Source organism: Stenotrophomonas sp. SORGH_AS_0321 (assembly GCF_031453215.1).
Taxonomy (GTDB): domain Bacteria; phylum Pseudomonadota; class Gammaproteobacteria; order Xanthomonadales; family Xanthomonadaceae; genus Stenotrophomonas; species Stenotrophomonas chelatiphaga.
The window spans coordinates 3,588,342-3,605,920 of record NZ_JAVIZG010000001.1; the positions used below are offsets into that span (position 1 = coordinate 3,588,342).

15 protein-coding genes and 2 pseudogenes are annotated in these 17,579 nt (G+C 67.8%); 9 read left to right on the top strand and 8 right to left on the bottom strand.

Going from position 1 to position 17,579, the window contains the following annotated elements:
- Positions 1–79 precede the first annotated feature (79 nt).
- Entirely contained in the window at positions 80–652 is a 573-nt protein-coding gene (locus QE373_RS16145; protein WP_309688447.1) for a DUF3016 domain-containing protein, read from the top strand.
- Between the two features lie 58 nt (positions 653–710).
- Here QE373_RS16145 and alr read toward each other — a convergent pair whose 3' ends face one another.
- Positions 711–1,787 carry an alanine racemase gene (alr, locus tag QE373_RS16150; RefSeq protein ID WP_309688449.1) on the bottom strand — a complete coding sequence of 359 codons (1,077 nt, stop codon included), beginning with the start codon at positions 1,785–1,787 and terminating at the stop codon, positions 711–713.
- Positions 1,787–3,074, bottom strand: a pseudogene (locus QE373_RS16155) (D-amino acid dehydrogenase). Before QE373_RS16155 ends, alr begins: the two are co-directional and overlap by 1 nt.
- A 149-nt stretch (positions 3,075–3,223) precedes the next feature.
- On the opposite strand from QE373_RS16155, the gene QE373_RS16160 reads away from it, so the two are divergent.
- Positions 3,224–3,703: an Lrp/AsnC ligand binding domain-containing protein gene (locus tag QE373_RS16160; RefSeq protein ID WP_309688451.1), complete on the top strand. Its 480-nt coding sequence runs from the start codon at positions 3,224–3,226 to the stop codon at positions 3,701–3,703.
- A 77-nt stretch (positions 3,704–3,780) separates the two neighbouring features.
- Here the strand turns inward: QE373_RS16160 and QE373_RS16165 are convergent, their stop codons facing one another.
- Both QE373_RS16165 and QE373_RS16170 read right to left on the bottom strand, forming a co-directional pair.
- Positions 3,781–3,927, bottom strand: a complete 147-nt coding sequence (locus QE373_RS16165) for a hypothetical protein (protein WP_170184003.1) — start codon at positions 3,925–3,927, stop codon at positions 3,781–3,783.
- A gap of 642 nt (positions 3,928–4,569) precedes the next feature.
- Positions 4,570–4,981: pseudogene (locus QE373_RS16170) on the bottom strand (classical arabinogalactan protein 4).
- A 126-nt stretch (positions 4,982–5,107) separates the two neighbouring features.
- Here QE373_RS16170 and msrB point away from each other — a divergent pair.
- The 5 genes from msrB (at position 5,108) to QE373_RS16195 (ending at position 8,389) form a co-directional block, all read left to right on the top strand.
- Positions 5,108–5,575 carry a peptide-methionine (R)-S-oxide reductase MsrB gene (gene msrB, locus QE373_RS16175; protein WP_042612775.1) on the top strand — a complete coding sequence of 156 codons (468 nt, stop codon included), beginning with the start codon at positions 5,108–5,110 and terminating at the stop codon, positions 5,573–5,575.
- Positions 5,576–5,675: 100 nt separating this feature from the next.
- Entirely contained in the window at positions 5,676–6,530 is an 855-nt protein-coding gene (gene motA, locus QE373_RS16180; protein WP_101100140.1) for a flagellar motor stator protein MotA, read from the top strand.
- Positions 6,531–6,533: 3 nt separating this feature from the next.
- Positions 6,534–7,496 carry a flagellar motor protein MotB gene (gene motB / locus QE373_RS16185; protein WP_309688457.1) on the top strand — a complete coding sequence of 321 codons (963 nt, stop codon included), beginning with the start codon at positions 6,534–6,536 and terminating at the stop codon, positions 7,494–7,496.
- Between the two features lie 63 nt (positions 7,497–7,559).
- The gene (locus QE373_RS16190) at positions 7,560–8,093 is read left to right on the top strand and encodes a hypothetical protein (protein ID WP_309688460.1); all 534 of its coding nucleotides are present in this window, start codon (positions 7,560–7,562) and stop codon (positions 8,091–8,093) included.
- A gap of 17 nt (positions 8,094–8,110) precedes the next feature.
- Positions 8,111–8,389 (top strand): DUF4031 domain-containing protein, encoded by a 279-nt coding sequence (locus QE373_RS16195; RefSeq protein ID WP_123700313.1) that lies wholly within the window; start codon positions 8,111–8,113, stop codon positions 8,387–8,389.
- 21 nt (positions 8,390–8,410) lie between these two features.
- Here the strand turns inward: QE373_RS16195 and QE373_RS16200 are convergent, their stop codons facing one another.
- Positions 8,411–8,953, bottom strand: a complete 543-nt coding sequence (locus QE373_RS16200; RefSeq protein ID WP_309688464.1) for a hypothetical protein — start codon at positions 8,951–8,953, stop codon at positions 8,411–8,413.
- Positions 8,954–9,100: 147 nt separating this feature from the next.
- Here QE373_RS16200 and QE373_RS16205 point away from each other — a divergent pair, with 147 nt between their 5' ends.
- The gene (locus QE373_RS16205) at positions 9,101–9,352 is read left to right on the top strand and encodes a DUF3297 family protein (protein WP_042612769.1); all 252 of its coding nucleotides are present in this window, start codon (positions 9,101–9,103) and stop codon (positions 9,350–9,352) included.
- A gap of 70 nt (positions 9,353–9,422) precedes the next feature.
- Here the strand turns inward: QE373_RS16205 and QE373_RS16210 are convergent, their stop codons facing one another.
- The 3 genes from QE373_RS16210 to QE373_RS16220 form a co-directional block, all read right to left on the bottom strand.
- Positions 9,423–11,069, bottom strand: coding sequence for a Na+/H+ antiporter (locus QE373_RS16210; RefSeq protein ID WP_123700312.1), 1,647 nt, complete (start codon positions 11,067–11,069; stop codon positions 9,423–9,425).
- A gap of 89 nt (positions 11,070–11,158) precedes the next feature.
- Positions 11,159–11,995, bottom strand: coding sequence for a class III extradiol ring-cleavage dioxygenase (locus QE373_RS16215; protein ID WP_309688467.1), 837 nt, complete (start codon positions 11,993–11,995; stop codon positions 11,159–11,161).
- Between the two features lie 193 nt (positions 11,996–12,188).
- On the bottom strand, positions 12,189–15,146 hold the full coding sequence (locus QE373_RS16220; RefSeq protein WP_309688470.1) for an EAL domain-containing protein: 2,958 nt from the start codon (positions 15,144–15,146) through the stop codon (positions 12,189–12,191).
- Positions 15,147–15,451: 305 nt separating this feature from the next.
- Here QE373_RS16220 and QE373_RS16225 point away from each other — a divergent pair, with 305 nt between their 5' ends.
- A complete protein-coding gene (locus tag QE373_RS16225) occupies positions 15,452–17,569 on the top strand; it encodes a M13 family metallopeptidase (protein ID WP_309688474.1) in 2,118 nt (705 codons plus the stop codon).
- Positions 17,570–17,579 lie beyond the last annotated feature (10 nt).

The following is a 17,579-nucleotide window of genomic DNA, read 5'->3' on the forward strand; positions in this document are numbered from 1 at the left end:
TGCCGCTTGTCCGCAGGCCCGGGCGGGACCACACTGCAGTCCACACCTACAGCGCCGCCCTGCGGTGCGGGAGCCTGCAATGCGCCGCCTTTCCACCCGCAGCCTGCTGCTGGCAGGCCTGCTCGCCACGGCCAGCGTGACCGCGCTGGCCGCCCCGCGCACCGTCACTGATCCGCAGGCGCCGCGTGCGCTGGAAACTGCCGGCCCTGTCAGCGTGAAGTGGAACGACCCCAAGACCTTCACCGAACTGCGCAACAGCACCAACCGCTTCGAAGCCGAGCGCGGCAACTGGGTGTACGAGCTGGCCGAGTACGCGCGCAGATCAGCGGAAAAGACCCTGCAGCCGGGGCAGACGCTGGACATCACCTTCGTCGACATCAAGCGTGCGGGCGACTTCGAACCGTGGCACGGCCCGCGTGCCAGCGACATCCGGATCATGCGCGACATCTACCCGCCGCGGATCGCCCTGCAGTACGCCCTGAAAGGCGCCGACGGGCAGGTGCTGGACCAGGGCGAAGCCGCGCTGCGCGACTCCGGCTTCCTGCATGGCAGCACCGGCATGCAGAGCAGCAGTGACCCGCTGCGCTACGAAAAGAAGCTGATCGACGACTGGGTGCGCCGCGACCTGGCCAAGCGGATCGCCGCGAACTGATCAACGCAGGTGCGCCGCGGCGGGTGTGACGATCGCGCATCGTCACTGCCCTTTCCCCTCACCCTTGCACATACTCCCGGCGCACCCGCTTCACCGCGCACGGCAGCTGGTAGGCACTGACCCCGCAGCGCGGCGCCAGCTCGGCCAGGCTCAGTGCCTGCCCGCCCCACAACTGCACCTCGCTGCCCACCCCTGCCTGCGCGTGCGCGGTCAGGTCGACGGTCAGCATGTCCATCGACACCCGGCCGATCAGCGCGCCCGGCTGGCCATCGATCACCACCGGCGTGCCATTGGGCGCGAACTGCGGGTAGCCGTCTGCATAGCCCATCGCCACCACGCCCACGCGGGTGCGCTGGCTGGCCACGAAGCGCGCTCCGTAACCGACCGGCTCGCCTGATTCGATCCAGCGCTCGGCGATCACCTTCGAACGCATGTTCATCACCGGGCGCAGGCGCGCGGTCACCGTTGAATCGACCGCCAACGGGTTGGCGCCGTACAGCATCAGGCCCGGACGCACCCAGTCACTGCGCACCTCCGGCCAACCGAGCAGCGCCGGTGAATTGCAGATGCTGGTTTCGCCGGCCAGCCCGGCCGTGGCCGTTGCAAACACGGCCGCCTGTTCGTGGGTGCGTTCGCTGTCCAGTTCATCGGCACGCGCCAGGTGGGTCATCATCACGATGCGACCGACCTGCGGCAGCGCGGACAGGCGTGCATGCGCGGCGCGGAAGGCATCCACGTCCAGCCCAAGCCGGTGCATGCCACTGTCCAGCTTCAGCCATACCGTCAGCGCCAGCGGACTGTCGAAGGCGGCCAGCGCCTCGACCTGCCACGGCGATCCGACGGCGGTCCACAGCCCGTGTTCGGCAATCAGCGGCAGTTCGCTGGCGTCGAAGAAACCTTCCAGCAGCAGGATCGGGGCCGAAATACCGGCCGCACGCAGTTCCAGCGCTTCTTCGATGGTCGCCACCGCGAAGCCATCGGCTTCCGCTTCAAGCGCCTGCGCACAGCGCACCGCACCGTGGCCGTAGGCATCGGCCTTGACCACCGCCAGCGCCTTGCCGCCGCCCAGTTCGCGCGCCAGGCGGTAGTTGCCGCGCAGCGCATCCAGGTCGATCAACGCACGTGCAGGGCGCATCAGCGACGCTCCGCGTGCGCGGCCACGGCGCCTTTGCCGCCGTAACGGAAAATGTCCAGGCCTTCGGTGCTGATCTGCGGCTGGCGCGCGCTCATCAGGTCGGCCAGGTAACGGCCGGACCCGCACGCCATGGTCCAGCCCAGGGTGCCGTGGCCGGTGTTGAGGAACAGGTTGCGCAACGGCGTGGCGCCGATCACCGGCGTGCCATCCGGCGTTGCCGGGCGCAGTCCGGTCCAGAACTCAGCGCGCGACAGATCGCCGCCCTTCGGGTACAGGTCGCGCACCACCCGCTCCAGCGTCTGCCGGCGCCGTGCCGACAGGGACAGGTCGAAGCCGGCCACTTCGGCCATGCCACCGACCCGGATGCGGTTGTCGAAGCGGGTGACCGCGACCTTGTAACTCTCGTCCAGGATGGTGGACGTCGGTGCCATCGCCGGATCGGTGATCGGCAGGGTCAGCGAGTAGCCTTTCAGCGGGTACACCGGCAGGTCCCAGCCCCAACGGGGCCACCAACGCGGGCGAGTAGCTGCCCAGCGCCACCACGTAGTGATCGGCGGTTTCCAGCTTGCCGTCCACGCGCACGCCGGTGATGCGGTCGCCCTGGCGCCCGACCCCGGCGATGTCCACGTCGTAGCGGAATTCCACGCCGGCCTCGGCCGCCATCGCGGCCAGGCGCCGGGTGAACAACTGGCAGTCACCGGTCTGGTCGCGCGGCAGGCGCAGCGCGCCGACCAGGCCATCCACGTGGGCCAGCGCCGGTTCGGCGGCCACGATGCCGGCACGGTCCAGCACCTCGTACGGCACGCCGTACTGCGCCAGCACTTCGATGTCCTGCGCCGAGGCATCCAGCTGCTGCTGGGTGCGGAACAGCTGGGTGGTACCCAGGTCGCGCCCCTCGTAGTCAATGCCGGTCTCGGCGCGCAGCTGGTTCAGGCAGTCCCGGCTGTATTCGGACATGCGGACCATGCGCGCCTTGTTGATCGCATAGCGTTCCTGCGTGCAGTTGCGCAGCATCTGCCACAGCCAGCGGTACTGGGCCAGGTCCATGCCCGGGCGGATCGCCAGCGGCGCATGCTTCTCGAACAGCCAGCCGATCGCCTTCTTCGGCACGCCTGGCGCCGCCCACGGCGAGGTGTAGCCGAAGGACAGCTGGCCGGCATTGGCGAAGCTGGTCTCCAGCGCCGGTCCCGGCTGGCGGTCGAGGACGGTGACTTCGAAACCGGCTTGGCGCAGGTACCAGGCACTGGTGGTGCCGATGACGCCGCTGCCGAGGATGAGAACGCGCATGAGACCTCTCCAACCCGATCAATTCCCTGCGCAGGAGCACGCCGGGACCATAATCGGAGAAGTATAGTCAGGCCGATCCAGCGAATTTGCGCGTTTTATGAAAGCGGAGCAGCATATTTCCCTGAAAACCACCTGCACAGGGCGATACCGTGGCCACCCGCACCCGCGAACTGGACAAAATTGACAGGAAAATCCTAAGGGTCCTGCAGGCCGAAGGGCGTATTTCCTTTACCGAGCTGGGCGAACGCGTCGGCCTGTCGACCACGCCGTGTACCGAGCGGGTGCGACGGCTGGAACGCGAAGGGGTGGTCACCGGCTACCACGCCCACCTGGATCCCACCGCACTGAAGGCCAGCCTGCTGGTGTTCGTGGAAATCAGCCTGGCCTACAAGTCCGGCGACATCTTCGAAGAGTTCCGCCGCGCCGCGCTGAAGCTGCCCAACGTGCTGGAATGCCACCTCGTCTCGGGTGATTTCGACTACCTGCTGAAGGCGCGCATCAGTGAGATGGCCTCCTACCGCAAGCTGCTGGGCAGCACGCTGCTGACCCTGCCGCACGTGCGCGAGTCCAAGAGCTACATCGTGATGGAAGAGGTCAAGGAGACCTGGAGCCTGCCGATCCCGGACTGAGCGATCTGCCCGCGGTATGCCGGATACAGGAATGCCGGCCTTTCGGCCGGCATTCGCAGGGATTACCACGCGCTGGCTCAGCGCTGCTGCTTGCTGCCCTGCTGCGGGTCCGGCTGCTTGCCGGGCTTTTTCTGGTCGGGCTGCTGTTGCTGTTGCTGCTGCTGGCGGCCCTGCTGCGGTTTGTCCTGCTGCTTGCCCATGTCGTCTTTGTTCTGGGTGCCCATGATCGTACTCGCGGCTTGTAAGGAGGCGCCTTGGCCGGCGCAGGTCCACCATCGCGCCCGGCGGGTTACTGGATGGCGAAGCGTGCGTGATGCTGCATGTTGATCGTGCTGACTGCGGGGGTCGAACGGGTGGGACCCCCTCGCGGGTGGGCTTTGATGCAGCTGGAGCTGGGTCGGGCGGTGGAGCTGGTCGGGGGACGGCAAGAGCCGCTCCTGCGGGCCTCGTTTCGCGCCATCCATGGCGCTCAACGCCCCCGCCCAGCCCCACCGCCCGACCCCTGACACGTTCCGGGCGCCGCCACCCGCGCAATGGAAATAAAAGAACAAAGGCAGGGGTCAGAGTCCTTTCGCTGCGCGAAAGGACTCTGACCCCGTCCCTCCGTTCCCCTCCACCTTTCGCCAACCACGGATCGGCGCCACCACGGCCGCCATGGACCTGTCGAAGGTGGGGCGGGGTGGGTTGGCGGAAACGCTCATCCGCATGGATGCGGATGGCGAGCCTACACGGACGTATTCACGGCGATTCCCGCCAACCCACCCCGCCCCGCCAACGCAACAGCCCCACAGCTTTTGCCGTTGCCGTGGCTGTAGCTTGTAAGCAAGCAGGTGCCGGGCGCAGCCCGGCAAACAACCAACCCACCCCTACGGCTTGACCCGGGAATCGACACCCTGCGGAACGCTGTCGTGATACCGCCCCGTGCGCGAATCGAACACCCGGTTCGGCCCCGCCGGCTTCACCCCCGGAATGATCCGCCCATCGCGGTCATACACCTTCGCCGGTGCCGTGCTCGCCGGGGGCGCCACGACCTGCGCCGGCCCCGTGCTGCGGATCGGCCCCGCCGCCGGCGGCGGGGCTGGCAATCGGCCGCGGAGCCTGCACCGGTGACGGCGGCGCAGGCTGCACCGCGCGCGGCGGCTGGGGCGCCGGCGGCGGCGGCGGCGGACTCACCGTGGTCGCACTGCGGGTCGCTGTCGGGCTGGACGGCGACGCCAACTGGGCCGACGCCAGCGCCGGCAACAACAACGCAGACAGCAGGAACAATGAACGCTTCATGGCAGGCCCCGGCAGTAGTTCAGCGCAGCGTGCGCCGTCCCCCGTGTGCCTGCCATGAACAGCACCGATGCTTGCATGCGCGGCGCCGCGCCCCCATCTCCGCAGGCATCCCCCAGGAGATACCGCATGAGCGCCTTCGACCTCACGCCCCCGACCGACGCACAGCGCCAGGCACTGGAATCCTCGCTCAGCCCTGACGAGGCCCGCGTGCTGCTCCAGCACGGCACCGAAGCGCCCTTCTGCGGCGTGTTCCTCGACAACAAGCGCGATGGCGTCTACTGCTGCCGCCTGTGCGCCCTGCCGCTGTTCCGCTCCAGCACCAAGTTCGATTCGGGTACCGGCTGGCCCAGCTTCTTCGCCCCGTTCGCCCCGGAACACGTGCGCGAGATCCGCGACATCAGCCATGGGATGATCCGCACCGAAATCACCTGCGCCCGCTGCGGCAGCCACCTGGGCCATGTGTTCCCGGACGGCCCGCCGCCCACCTTCGAGCGCCATTGCCTGAACTCCGTCTCACTTTCGTTCACCGAAAACGGCGCGTCGTATGACGATCCACTGCAGCGGGGCGGCGCCGAAGCCGAACCAGCGGGCTGATCCGCAGCGGCACGCCCGCCGACGGATTTCACACATTGCCTCTTCAGAAACCGCGTGAACGCGCCGTTAGGGAGATACCCCCTCTCCCTGCGTCGCGTCCATGCTCATCCTCATTGGCTTCCTCGTCGTCATCGCCAGCGTGCTCGGTGGGTATCTCGGCGCCCACGGACGACTGGGCGCGCTCTGGCAGCCCTATGAGCTGGTGATCATCGGGGGCGCCGCCGTCGGCGCGTTCCTGGTCGGCACCCCGGCAAAGACCGTCAAGCAGACCCTGAAAGCCAGCGTGGCCGTGTTCAAGGGCCCGCGTTACAAGCAGCAGGACTACATCGACGTCCTCAGTCTGGTCTACGAGCTGCTCAACAAGGCGCGTCGCGAAGGCTTCATGTCACTGGAAGACCACGTCGAGAAGCCCGGCGAAAGTCCCATTTTCGCCAACTACCCCAAGGTCCAGGCCGACCACCACCTGGTCGACTTCATCACCGACTGCCTGCGTCTGATGATCGGCAGCAACATCGAACCGCACGAACTGGAACCGCTGCTGGAGCTGGAGCTGGACAAGCACCATGCCGAAGCGCTGGCGCCCTCGCAGGTCATCACCAAGGTGGCCGACGGCCTGCCCGGCTTCGGCATCGTGGCGGCGGTGCTGGGCATCGTGATCACCATGGGCTCGATCGGCGGCCCGATCGAAGAAGTCGGCGCGCACGTGGCCGGCGCGCTGGTCGGCACCTTCCTTGGCATCCTGCTGGGTTACGGCTTCGTCGGCCCGATGGCCGCGGCGATGGAAGCACGCGCCGAGCAGGACAGCCGCATCTACGAATCGGTGAAGACCGCCCTGCTGGCCTGCCTGCGCGGCTACAACCCGAAGATCGCGCTGGAATTCGCCCGCAAGACGCTGCCGTCCGACGTTCGCCCGGCGTTCTCCGAATTCGAGCAGCACCTGAAGACGGTCAAGTAAGCCATGAGCGAGACCAAGCCCACCGTCATCGTCCGCCGGGTCAAGCAGAAGGGCCACGCCGCCCACCACGGCGGCTCGTGGAAGGTGGCCTACGCCGACTTCGTCACCGCGATGATGGCCTTCTTCCTCGTGCTGTGGCTGGTGGCGTCCACCAGCAAGCCCGAGCGCGGCGCGATTTCAGAATATTTCCGCAATCCCAGCCCGTTGTCCGGCACCAGCAGTACCCCGGCACCGGGCATGGCCGGGCCGGGCGGCGCCAGCACGTCGATGATCAAGCTGGGCGGGGCGGCCGATGTCAGCCGTGGCACCAGCAATGATCCCTTCCAGAACCAGCAGGAAAGCATTCCCAAGGCAGTCGACCCCGATACGCGCCAGCAGGAAAAGAAGCAGCTGGAAGCGCTGATGCAGGAACTCACCGAAGCGATCAGCAAGAGCCAGGCGCTGGAACCGTTCAAGGACCAGCTGCTGCTCGACCTGACCCCGGAAGGGCTGCGCGTGCAGATCGTGGACAAACAGAACCGGCCGATGTTCGACCTCGGCGGGTCGGCACTGAAGCCGTACACGCAGACCATCCTGCGCGAACTGGCCAATTACCTGAACCATGTGCCGAACCGGATCAGCCTGACCGGCCACACCGACACCGCCGCGTACAGCACCCAGCACGGCTACGGCAACTGGGAACTCAGCGCCGACCGCGCCAATGCGGCCCGCCGCGCGCTGGTGGATGGCGGGCTGGATGAGGCCAAGGTCACCCGCGTGGTCGGGCTGGCCTCTTCGGTGCTGTTCGACAAGACCAACCCGGCCAACCCGATCAACCGCCGCATCAGCATCGTGGTGATGACCCGCGATGCCGAAGCCTCTGCGCTGGCAGGCGCCGGCTCGCCGGTCGCGTTGTCCGCCGCCGTGGCCGATCCGGACGTGCAGGCCGCGCAGGTGCCGGCCATGGTGGGCGACGCCGCGCCGTAGCGCCAAGCGCGCCCTGCGCTGGGCCATTACAATGGCGGCCTTCCCTTTTTTCAGGCTCCCACCATGTCCAAGCTCTCCAAAGCCAAGCGCGACAAGCGCAAGAAGCAGCAGCCCAAGCGCGCCTTCGCCCGCCTGAGCGACCAGCAGCAGGTACAGAACCACGCCGTGCTGACCAACGAAGAAGGTCAGGTGGTCGCGGCGATCGGCCTGCAGGGCCGCCAGTGGCTGCTGTCGATCGGCGGCCAGACCATGGGCAACGCCGATGACCCCATGCCGATGCTGGCCATGCTCAAGCACCTGGCCAACGTGCAGGGCAAGGAAGGCCGCAAGGTCGAGCTGCAGTACTCCGAAGGCCTGGGCGAGCTGATCAAGATCATGGCCGCCGAAAAGGAACTGGACGCCGACGCCTACCTGGACCAGCTGGCCGCCGAGTTCGACAACATCGATGCCGAAGACGCCGCTGAAGGCGAGGCCGCGCAGGGCGATGCCGATGCCGATGCCGGCACCGACGCTGGCGAAACGGCCGCAGGCGGCGACGCCGAGGCAGCCACCGAGGCACCAGCCGACGCCGACGCCGACGACAAGCCGAAGGCCTGAAGGGCTTCGGGACCCCGGTGACGGTTTACGTCGACGACGCAGTACAGGCCTGGCGCGGACAGCGCTGGGCCCACCTGATGGCCGACACCCTGGCCGAGCTGCACGCGATGGCGGCGCAGCTCGGCATCCCGCGCCGGGCATTCCAGAACAAATCCAGCGGCGCGCACTACGATGTCACCGTGGCCTTGCGCGCGCAGGCGATCGTGCTCGGCGCGCAGCCGATTTCCCGGCATACCGACCGCGAACGGCTCAAGGCGGTAATCGCCAATGCCCGCGCGCAGTACCAGCCCGGGTAACGGGCGCCGGAACCGGTCCGCTCAGAACGGATCGCTGCCCAGCCGCACTTCCACGTTCAGCAGCGAACACAGCGCCAGCATCGCATCGTCGTCGCGGGTCAGCGCCATCCAGCCGGTGAAGCCATCGCTGCCGGCGTCCACGCTCCACAGCGTGTAATTGTTTTCGCGCAGGCGGTCGAAGGCGGTGGACATCAGCTGCACGCCGTCCAGCCCGATGCTGAAGTCTTCGTCGTCCAGGTCGCCGCCCCAGTGCACCTGCAGGTTGAAGCGCGCAGACAGCTCGTTGACCGCCGACATCAGCGATTCCAGGTCATCGCGCTCCACCTCGAAGCCGCTCTGCCAGCCGATCGCGGTGAACAGTGGCGGAATCCAGTCGCTGTCCGGCTCCAGCGGCTCGCCCTGGTCAGCCAGCAGCTCGCGCCAACGGTTGAACTGGGCCAGCGCCAGCTCTTCGTCGCCGGGATTGATCAGCACCAGCAGGTTCCACGCACGCGCCTCGAAATCGTCCTCGTCGTAGTCGTGGGCGTCTTCTTCGAAGTCGAAATAATCGCTGTTGTCGGGCATGTTCGGGATCCTGCGGTCATGGTGCTGTGACACGCATTCTGAGGCCTGGCGGACGCCGCCGGAAGCATCGGCGTTGGGTCGCGCGCCGCGTACGGGTATCCTTCACTGCATGAAGCCGGCCTTGGTGGCCGTCACAGTGAAGCTGAAATGAGCGATACCCCTCCCGACCACCTGGCCATCAACCCGGCCAGCCCCCACCACGATGCGCAGGCGCTGGAGCGCGGCGTCGGCGTGCGCTTCAACGATGTCGAACGCACCGATGTCGAAGAATATTCGGTCAGCGAAGGCTGGATCCGCGTGCAGGCCGGCAAGGCCCGCGACCGTCGCGGCAACCCGATGACGTTGAAGATCAAGGGCAGCGTCGAAGTCCGCTACCTCGACCTGAAGCCGCAGGCCTGATCAGGGTCCGCCGAGCATGGCGATGCCGGTCGTCCTGACCGGCAATCTGCGGGCCGTCGCAGGCCCCGCGCTACTCGCGCTGCCGCGATTCCAGCAGGTCCAGGTTGCGGATCAGCTTGCGTGATATCTCATCGGAGATCACCCCGCGGCGGGTCAGCCGGAACAGCTCCTCGCGCTCGGCGGTCAGCCCGGCGCCACGCAGCTGGCGGTAGCCGCGCTCCATCCGCCGCACCTTCTCCGGATCGGCATCCGGGCCATGCTCTTTTTCCAGGTTGCGCTGGTACAGCAGGCTCACCCGTGACGCCGCATCGTTGTACAGCTGCACGTTGTCGGTGGTCTGGTTCAGCACCAGCTGCTGGCGCATCCGCTCCACCCCGGCCAGCGCCGCCTTGGACGCCAGCTTGCGTGCCACGTCCTCTTCCTTGCGCTCGCCCGAATCGGCCGGCAGCTGCAGGCCTTTCAGCAGCTGCGGCAGGGCCACGCTGGCGCCCACCAGCGAGAACAGGATCACCGCCGCGGCCAGGAAGATCACCAGGTCACGCGCCGGGAACGGATCGCCACTGGGCAGGAACAACGGCAGGGTCAGCACGCCGGCCAGGGTGATCGCCCCGCGCACGCCGGCCACCGAGGTCGCCACCACGATGCGCCAGTTCGGTGCCTGGCGCTGCTCGTCGCCGCGACGGCGTGCCCGCAGCAGGTTCCAGCGCAGTGACAGCCATACCCACAGCAGGCGCAGCAGGATCAGCGCCAGGTTGATCACGATCACGTACACGGCCAGCCACCACGGACTCTGGTGGCCGCTCTCGCTCATCGTGGCCACGGCGCGCTCCACGATGCCCGGCAGCTGTTCACCCAGCAGCACGAACATGATGCCGTTGAAGCTGAACTGCAGCATGTTCCACACCGCCGAGCGCTGCACGCGCATGCTGCCGGACACGCGGCCGGTCAGCTCCACGTAGCTCATCGTGATGCCCGCCGCCACCGCCGCGAGGATGCCCGATGCGTTGATTTCTTCGGCCAGCAGGTAGGCGGCGAACGGAATCAGCAGGTTGACCAGCATCGCCGCGCCGGGCTCTTCGCCGAAGCGGCGCCACAGCCAGCGCTGGAAGGTGGACACGCCCAGCGTCACCGCCACGCCGACCGCCAGGCCGGCCGCGGCCACCCACAGGAAGGTCATCGAAGCGGTGGCCAGCGAGAACGAACCGGTCATCACCGCCGCCACCGCGAAGCGGAAGCAGACCAGGCCGGAGGCATCGTTGAGCAGGGATTCGCCTTCCAGGATGTGCATCAGCCGCTTCGGAATCGGCGCCTTGGAGGCAATCGCGCCAACCGCGACCGGATCGGTCGGCGAAATGATCGCCGCCAGCGCGAAGCACACCGCCAGTGGCATCACCGGGATCATCCAGTGGATCAGCAGGCCCGCACCGATCACCGTGAACACCACCAGCCCGAAGGCCAGTTCCAGGATCGCGCCCTTGTCGCGGAACAGGCCCTGCTTGGGGATGCGCCAACCGTCCAGGAACAGCAGCGGCGGCAGGAACAGCAGGAAGAACATGTCCGGGTCGAGCTCGTGCCCGCGGTTGAATACACCGGCAATCACCGCGCCCAGCGCGATCTGCACCAGCGGCAACGGCAGCGAAAACGGCAGGACGCGGACCAGGTAACCGCTGGCCACGACGGCGACCAGCATCGCCAGGACCACTTCAATGGTGTGCATGCATCATCCAGATGACGGCGCCAACGAGGGGAGGGATGGCCATGCGGCCAAGGCGCCAGGAACCGGAAAAAACTAGCACACCCCGGCGATCAGGCCCACGCCTGCATCGCATGGGCTCGGCGGGGCGACAGCAAACCGCCGGCGCCGTCGAAGCGGTACAGATCCATCGCAAGCATGCCGGCATCGATGCCCGCGTCGATGCGTCGTGCACCCAGTCCGCCCTCGCCTGCCGCGCCCATGGCGAAGTGCAGCGGCTGCAGATGCTCGTCGCTGGGATGCGCCTGCACGGCCCCCGGCGCCCGGGCCCGGTAGTCGAGCAGTGCCTCCACGTCGTCATCGGCCAGGCGCTGCTCCACCCAGCCGGTGAACGGCCGGACGTAGGGCGCTTCCTTGCCGTCCTGGTAACGGCGGAAATCGTGCAGGTTGTGGGTGATGCTGCCCGAGCCCACCAGCAGCGCGCCCTGTTCGCGCAGCGGCGCCAGCGCCCTGCCCAGCGCGAACTGGTGGGCCGGGCCCAGCTGCGGCTGCAGTGACAGCGGGACCACCGGAATCGAGGCATCCGGGAACAGGAAGCGCAGCGGAACCCAGGCGCCGTGGTCCAGTCCGCGGCCGACATCCAGCCGCGCCGGCAGGCCGGCATCGACCAGCAGCTGCTGCACCTGGGCCGCCAGCGCCGGCGCACCCGGCGCCGGGTACTGCAGCCGGTACAGCGCATCCGGGAAGCCGCCGAAATCATGGATCGTCGGTGGCAGCGGATGTGCCCCCACCAGCGGTTGCGCGCTCAGCCAGTGCGCGCTGGCCATGACGATGGCGCGCGGGCGTGGCAGGTCGGCCGCCAGCCCGGCCAGCCGCTGGCCAACCAGCCCGGGCTGCAGCGCGGTCATCGGCGAACCATGCGAGATATACAGGCTGGGCAGGCGGCTCATGGCGGACTCCTCGAAGGACGCATTGCAGCTTATGGCCAGCAGCCCGCACGAAAAATACGGCGCATCGAGTCGGTTTGTTGCAGGAACAGGAACAATGGTCTCACTGCCGGCGCGGCCTGCTGCCCGTTAGCGCCGAGGCCATGCTCGGCGGGAGTCCCGCAACGCGCGGGGCGCTCGCCGAGCGCTGCCGGCGCTACAGCACCACTTCCACCGCGTCCAACTGCTCGATCACCGTCTTCAACGGGGCCGGCCGGCCCAGCAGGTAGCCCTGCACCTGGTCGCAGCCATGCGCGGCCAGCCACTGCAGTTGCCCCGGCGTCTCCACGCCTTCGGCGATGATGGTCAGGCCCATGCTGTGACCCAGCGACAGCAGCGCCCGGCAGATCGAAGCGTTGCGCGGGTTGATCTCCACGTCGGCCACGAAGCTGCGGTCGATCTTCAGGATGTCCAGCGGCAGGTGCTGCAGGTAGGACATGCTGGAGAACCCCGTGCCGAAGTCGTCCAGCGACACGCAGATGCCCTGCTCGTGGAGGCGCTGCATGGTCTGCATCGCCTGGGCCGGCTTGCGCATCAGGCTGCTTTCGGTGAGCTCGACCTGCAACGCACCGCGTGCCAGCCCGAACTCCTCCATCGCGCGGCCGAACTCGCCGACCAGGTCGCTGTTGAAGAACTGCACTGCAGACACGTTCACCGCGATCGGCAGGTCGGCCCAGCCGGCATCCACCAGTTGCCGCTGGGCCTGCGCGGCCGCGCGGATCACCCAGCGCCCCAGCGCCAGGATCAGGCCGGTGTCTTCGCACAGCTGGATGAAATCGCCCGGCGGGATGAAGCTGCCATCGGCCTGCGGCCAGCGCAGCAGCGCCTCGAGCGCGGCCGGCGTGCCATCGCTGGCATGGCAGATCGGCTGGAAATACAGCTCGAATTCGGCATCGATGGCGTTGTGGATACGGCCGGCCAGGCGCAACCGCTCGGCCAGGCGTGCATTGACGCTGGGGTCGAAGCGCGCCAGTACATCGCCTTCGGCACGCGCACTGTGCGCGGCCTGCGCCGCCATGCCGATCACCTGCGCGGCCAGCAGCCCGTCGCCGGGCGCGTGCACGGCCACGCCGATGCTCGGCTCGAACTGGTGCAGCGAGTCCTGCCCGCGCACCGGCTCGGATACGATCTGCACCAGTGCATCCAACGCGTTCTTCGCATCGTGCGCATCGCTGAAGGCGAACACGAAATCTTCCGCTGGCTGGAACGCCAGCCAGCCGAACCGCGCGCCCAGTCCCCCCAGGCGCGTGGCCATCGCCTGCAGCACGGCGTCGCCGATGTCGCTGCCCAGCGCATCGGAGATCAGCCGCAGGCCCCGCAGCTGGATGAACGCCACCGTGTAGCTGCCGGCGCATTCGTCCAGCGCCTCTGCCAACGCGCGCGTATTGAGCAGGCCGGTCTGCGGGTGGTGGCTGGCGTGGTAGGCCAGTTCGCGCTCGTAGGCCAGCCGCTCGCTGACATCCTCGGCCAGCACCAGGCAGGCCGGATGGCCGTCGAAATCCAGCCGCGACAGATGCGCACGCACCTCGAACACCGATCCATCCTTGCGCTGGTGCAGCCGGATCTTCGCGTCCGCGGCTTCTCCAACGCGCGCTTCAGCGATGGCACCGCGTATCTCGTCCCAGCCTTCGCGTGGGCGGATGTCGAGAATGCTCATCGCCAGGAATTCTTCGCGCGTATAGCCGTACTGGCTGATCGCGGCCTGGTTGACCTCCAGGAAGCGCAGCGTATCGGGATCGAACACCCAGAACGGCGCTGGATTGCGGTCGAACAGCAGGCGGAACTGGCGCTCGGCCTGGTCGGCGCGCTCGCGCGCCAGGTAGCGCTCGCTGATGTCGGTCAGGGCGCCGATCATCCGCCGCTGGCGATCACCGATCACCACGCGCCGACCGCGCGCGGACACCCAGCGGACATCGCCGCCCGGCAGCACGATGCGGAAGACCTCATCCAGCACCGCATCGCCGGCGAAGGCCCGGTCGAAGGCCGCCTGCATGCGCACGCCGTCCTCGCGGTGCACGCGGTGGAAGAACTCGGACAAGGGCAGGGCATCGACGTCCACGCCGAAAATCTCGCGTGCCAGCGGCGACCAGTGCAACTGGCAGGCGTCTTCGTCCACGTGCCAGGTGCAGACATGGCCCACCTGGTGGGCCAGCAGCAGTTCGGCGTGGCCGGTGCGCAGTTCTTCGGCCAGCACATGCTGCCGCCGCGCCGCGCGGCCGACGCCCCACACCAGGCCGGCCAGCAGCCCGCAGTACAGCAGGAACATCGCCGCCGAGGCGTATACGTAGGGCCACCATGCGGCCAGCACTTCGCGATGGCCCAGCCCGGCATACACCGCAAGCGGGTACTGATGCAGCGTGCTCATCGCCGATATGCGCGCGACCCCGTCGACCGGGCTCGTTTCCACGCCCAGCGAACGCACCGCGTCACTGCCCAGCGCCTGTCGGTGGGCCAACGGAAACTGCTGCCCCACCACGTTGCCGTCCATCGGGGATCGCGCCAGCACGTGGCCTTCCACATCGCTGATCGACACCACCCCGCGCGTGCCGATGTCCATCCCGCCGATGATCCGCTGCAGTTCACTGGTATGCAGGCGCACCAGCAGCCAGCGGTCCTGTTCCAGCTGCAGCGCCAGCGGCAGCACCCAGTTCAGGCCATCGCGTCGCTGCGGCGGCCCCAGGTACAGGTCACTGCCGCGGCCACGCCGTTGCCCGTCCACCCACAGCGGCAGCTGCAGGTCGCCGACGCCGCTGGTCAGCGCGCGGCCGTGCTGGTCCACCACCACGATGCTGTCCAGCTCGGCATGCCGGTGCAGCACGCCGGCGATGTTCTGGTCCAGCAGGTCCGGTGCCTGTGCGGGCACGCTGCGGAACAGTTGTGCAGCGTCCGCGCCGACGCCCTGCATCGCCCGTTCCAGGTTGCGCATTTCCAGCCACAGCAGGCGCTGGCTGCCCACTGCCAACGTGCGGCTCTGGCGCTGGGCAACATCAAGGCGGCGCTGGAAGTCACTGGCCAGCATCGTCGCCAGGCCGGCGGCGAACAGCAGGCCGAGCAGCATTCCACCCCACAACAGGGCACGCTGCGGCCGAACCAGCATGCGGCTCAGTGCGGCCATCGATGGCAACGTCGGCGGTAGTGGCCAGATGCTCTCATGCGCGAACGTTTTCCTGTGATCCACACCTAAGCGGCCGCGGATCGACTTTCTTGACCGTGCTGTCTTCTCGCCGGCGGTTCCGCGTCGAACGCGCTTCCTCCCGGCCCCCTCGTGCAGCATGCATCACGTCGATGACGACAGGAAGAGTGTCTGCCCCTGTTCAGCCACATCCGGCACAGGCGACCCCCGCTTTCGGTACGGTTGCCGTTGCAACCAGCCCCGCCGGCAGGGATTAGACTGGCTGTTTCCCGTCGCCCGAGTACTCCATGCCTACGTTGCGTCGCGCTCCCCTGCTGCTGGCGATCACCGCCAGCCTGTCCCTTTCCCTGGCGGCCTGTGGCGGCGATGCTCCCCCGGCCACGCCCGAGGCCCCCCCGCAGGCAGAAGCGGCGCAGGCGCCCAGGCCGCAGCTGGGCAGCTTCGGTTTCGACGCTGACGGCATGGACCGCAGCATCGCCGCCGGTGACAACTTCTTTGATTTCGCCAACGGCAGCTGGGTCAAGAACACCGAAATCCCGGCCGACCGTTCGCGCTTCGGCAGCTTCAACGTGATCGCCGAAAAGACCCAGGCCGACACCCGCGCCATCCTGGAAGGGGCGGCCAACAACGCGCAGGCCAGCGGCGAAGACAAGCTGATCGGCGATTACTACGCCGCCTTCATGGACGAAGCCGGGATTGAACAGCGTGGGCTGGCACCGGTGCAGCCGCAGCTGCAGGCGATCGACGCGCTGGCCGACAAGGCTGCCCTGGCCCGCGCGCTGGGCGCCGACGTGCGCGCCGACGTGGACCTGCTCAATGCCACCAACTTCTATACCGACCGCCTGTTCGGCCTGTGGGTATCGGTGGACCTGCTGCAGCCGGCACGCACCGCGCCCTACCTGGTGCAGGGTGGACTGGGCCTGCCCGACCGTGACTTCTACCTGGGCGATGGCCGCATGGCCGAGCTGCGCAGGCAGTACCAGGAATACATCGGCCAAGTGCTGACGCTGGCCGGCGTTGCCGATGCCGGCGCCAAGGCGCAGCGCATCGTCGCGCTGGAAACCAAGATCGCCAAGGCGCACGCCACCCAGGAAGAAACCAACGACGTGGCCAAGGGGGCGAACCCGTGGACCCGCGAAGACTTCAGCGCCAAGGCACCGGGCATGGACTGGGCGGCCTTCCTGGAGGCCTCGGGACTGTCGCAGCAGCAGGACTTCATCGTCTGGCAGCCCAAGGCCGTCGCCGGCCTGTCGCGGCTGGTCGCCACCGAGCCGCTGGACGCCTGGAAGGACTACCTGACCTTCCACGCCCTCGACCGCGCCGCGCCCTACCTGCCGAAGAAGTTCGCCGATGCGCGCTTCGCCTTCCACGGCACCACGCTGAGCGGCACCCCGCAGCAGAGTGATCGCTGGAAGCGCGCGGTGGACGATGCCAACCATGCCATCGGCGAGGCCATCGGCAAGCGTTACGTGGAAAAGCACTTCGATGCCAGGACAAAGGAGCGCGCCGACGAGATGGCGAAGAACATCATCGCCGCGTTCGGCAAGCGCATCGATGCGCTGGACTGGATGTCGCCGCAGACCAAGGCCAGCGCCAAGGCCAAGGTCGCCGGACTGAAGGTCGGCATGGGTTACCCGGACAGCTGGCGCGACTACAGCAGCCTGGAGATCAAGCGCGACGACCCGCTGGGCAATGCACAACGCGCCGAACAGTTCGAGTACCAGCGCAACCTGGCCAAGCTGGGCAAGGCGCCGGACCATGGTGAGTGGGCGATGCTGCCGCAGACCATCAATGCGATGAACGTGCCGCTGGAAAACCGCCTGGTGTTCCCGGCCGCCATCCTGCAGCCGCCGTTCTTCGACGGTGCGGCCGACGATGCGGTGAACTACGGTGCCATCGGCGCAGTGATCGGCCATGAGATCAGCCACGGCTTCGACAACGCCGGCGCCCTGTTCGATGACACCGGCCGCCTGCACAACTGGTGGACGCCGCAGGACCTGGAGAAGTTCAATGCGGCCGGTGACGCGCTGGCGGCGCAGTTCAGCAGCTACGAGCCGTTCCCCGGCGTGCACGTCAATGGACGCCTGTCGCTGGGCGAGAACATCGCCGACGTGGCCGGCCTCGGCACCGCCTACGATGCCTACCAGCTGTCGCTGCAGGGCAAGCCCGGCCAGACGCTGGAAGGCTTCACGCCGGACCAGCGCTTCTTCCTCGGCTTCGCGCAGGCGTGGCGCAGCAAGAGCCGCGAGCAGGCACTGCGTAATTCGCTGCTGACCGACGTGCACGCACCCGGCCAGTTCCGTGCGCTGACCGTGCGCAACCTCGATGCGTGGTACCCGGCCTTCGAGGTCAAGGAAGGCCAGAAGCTGTACCTGGCACCGGAAAAACGCGTCAAGGTCTGGTAACAAGCGGGCG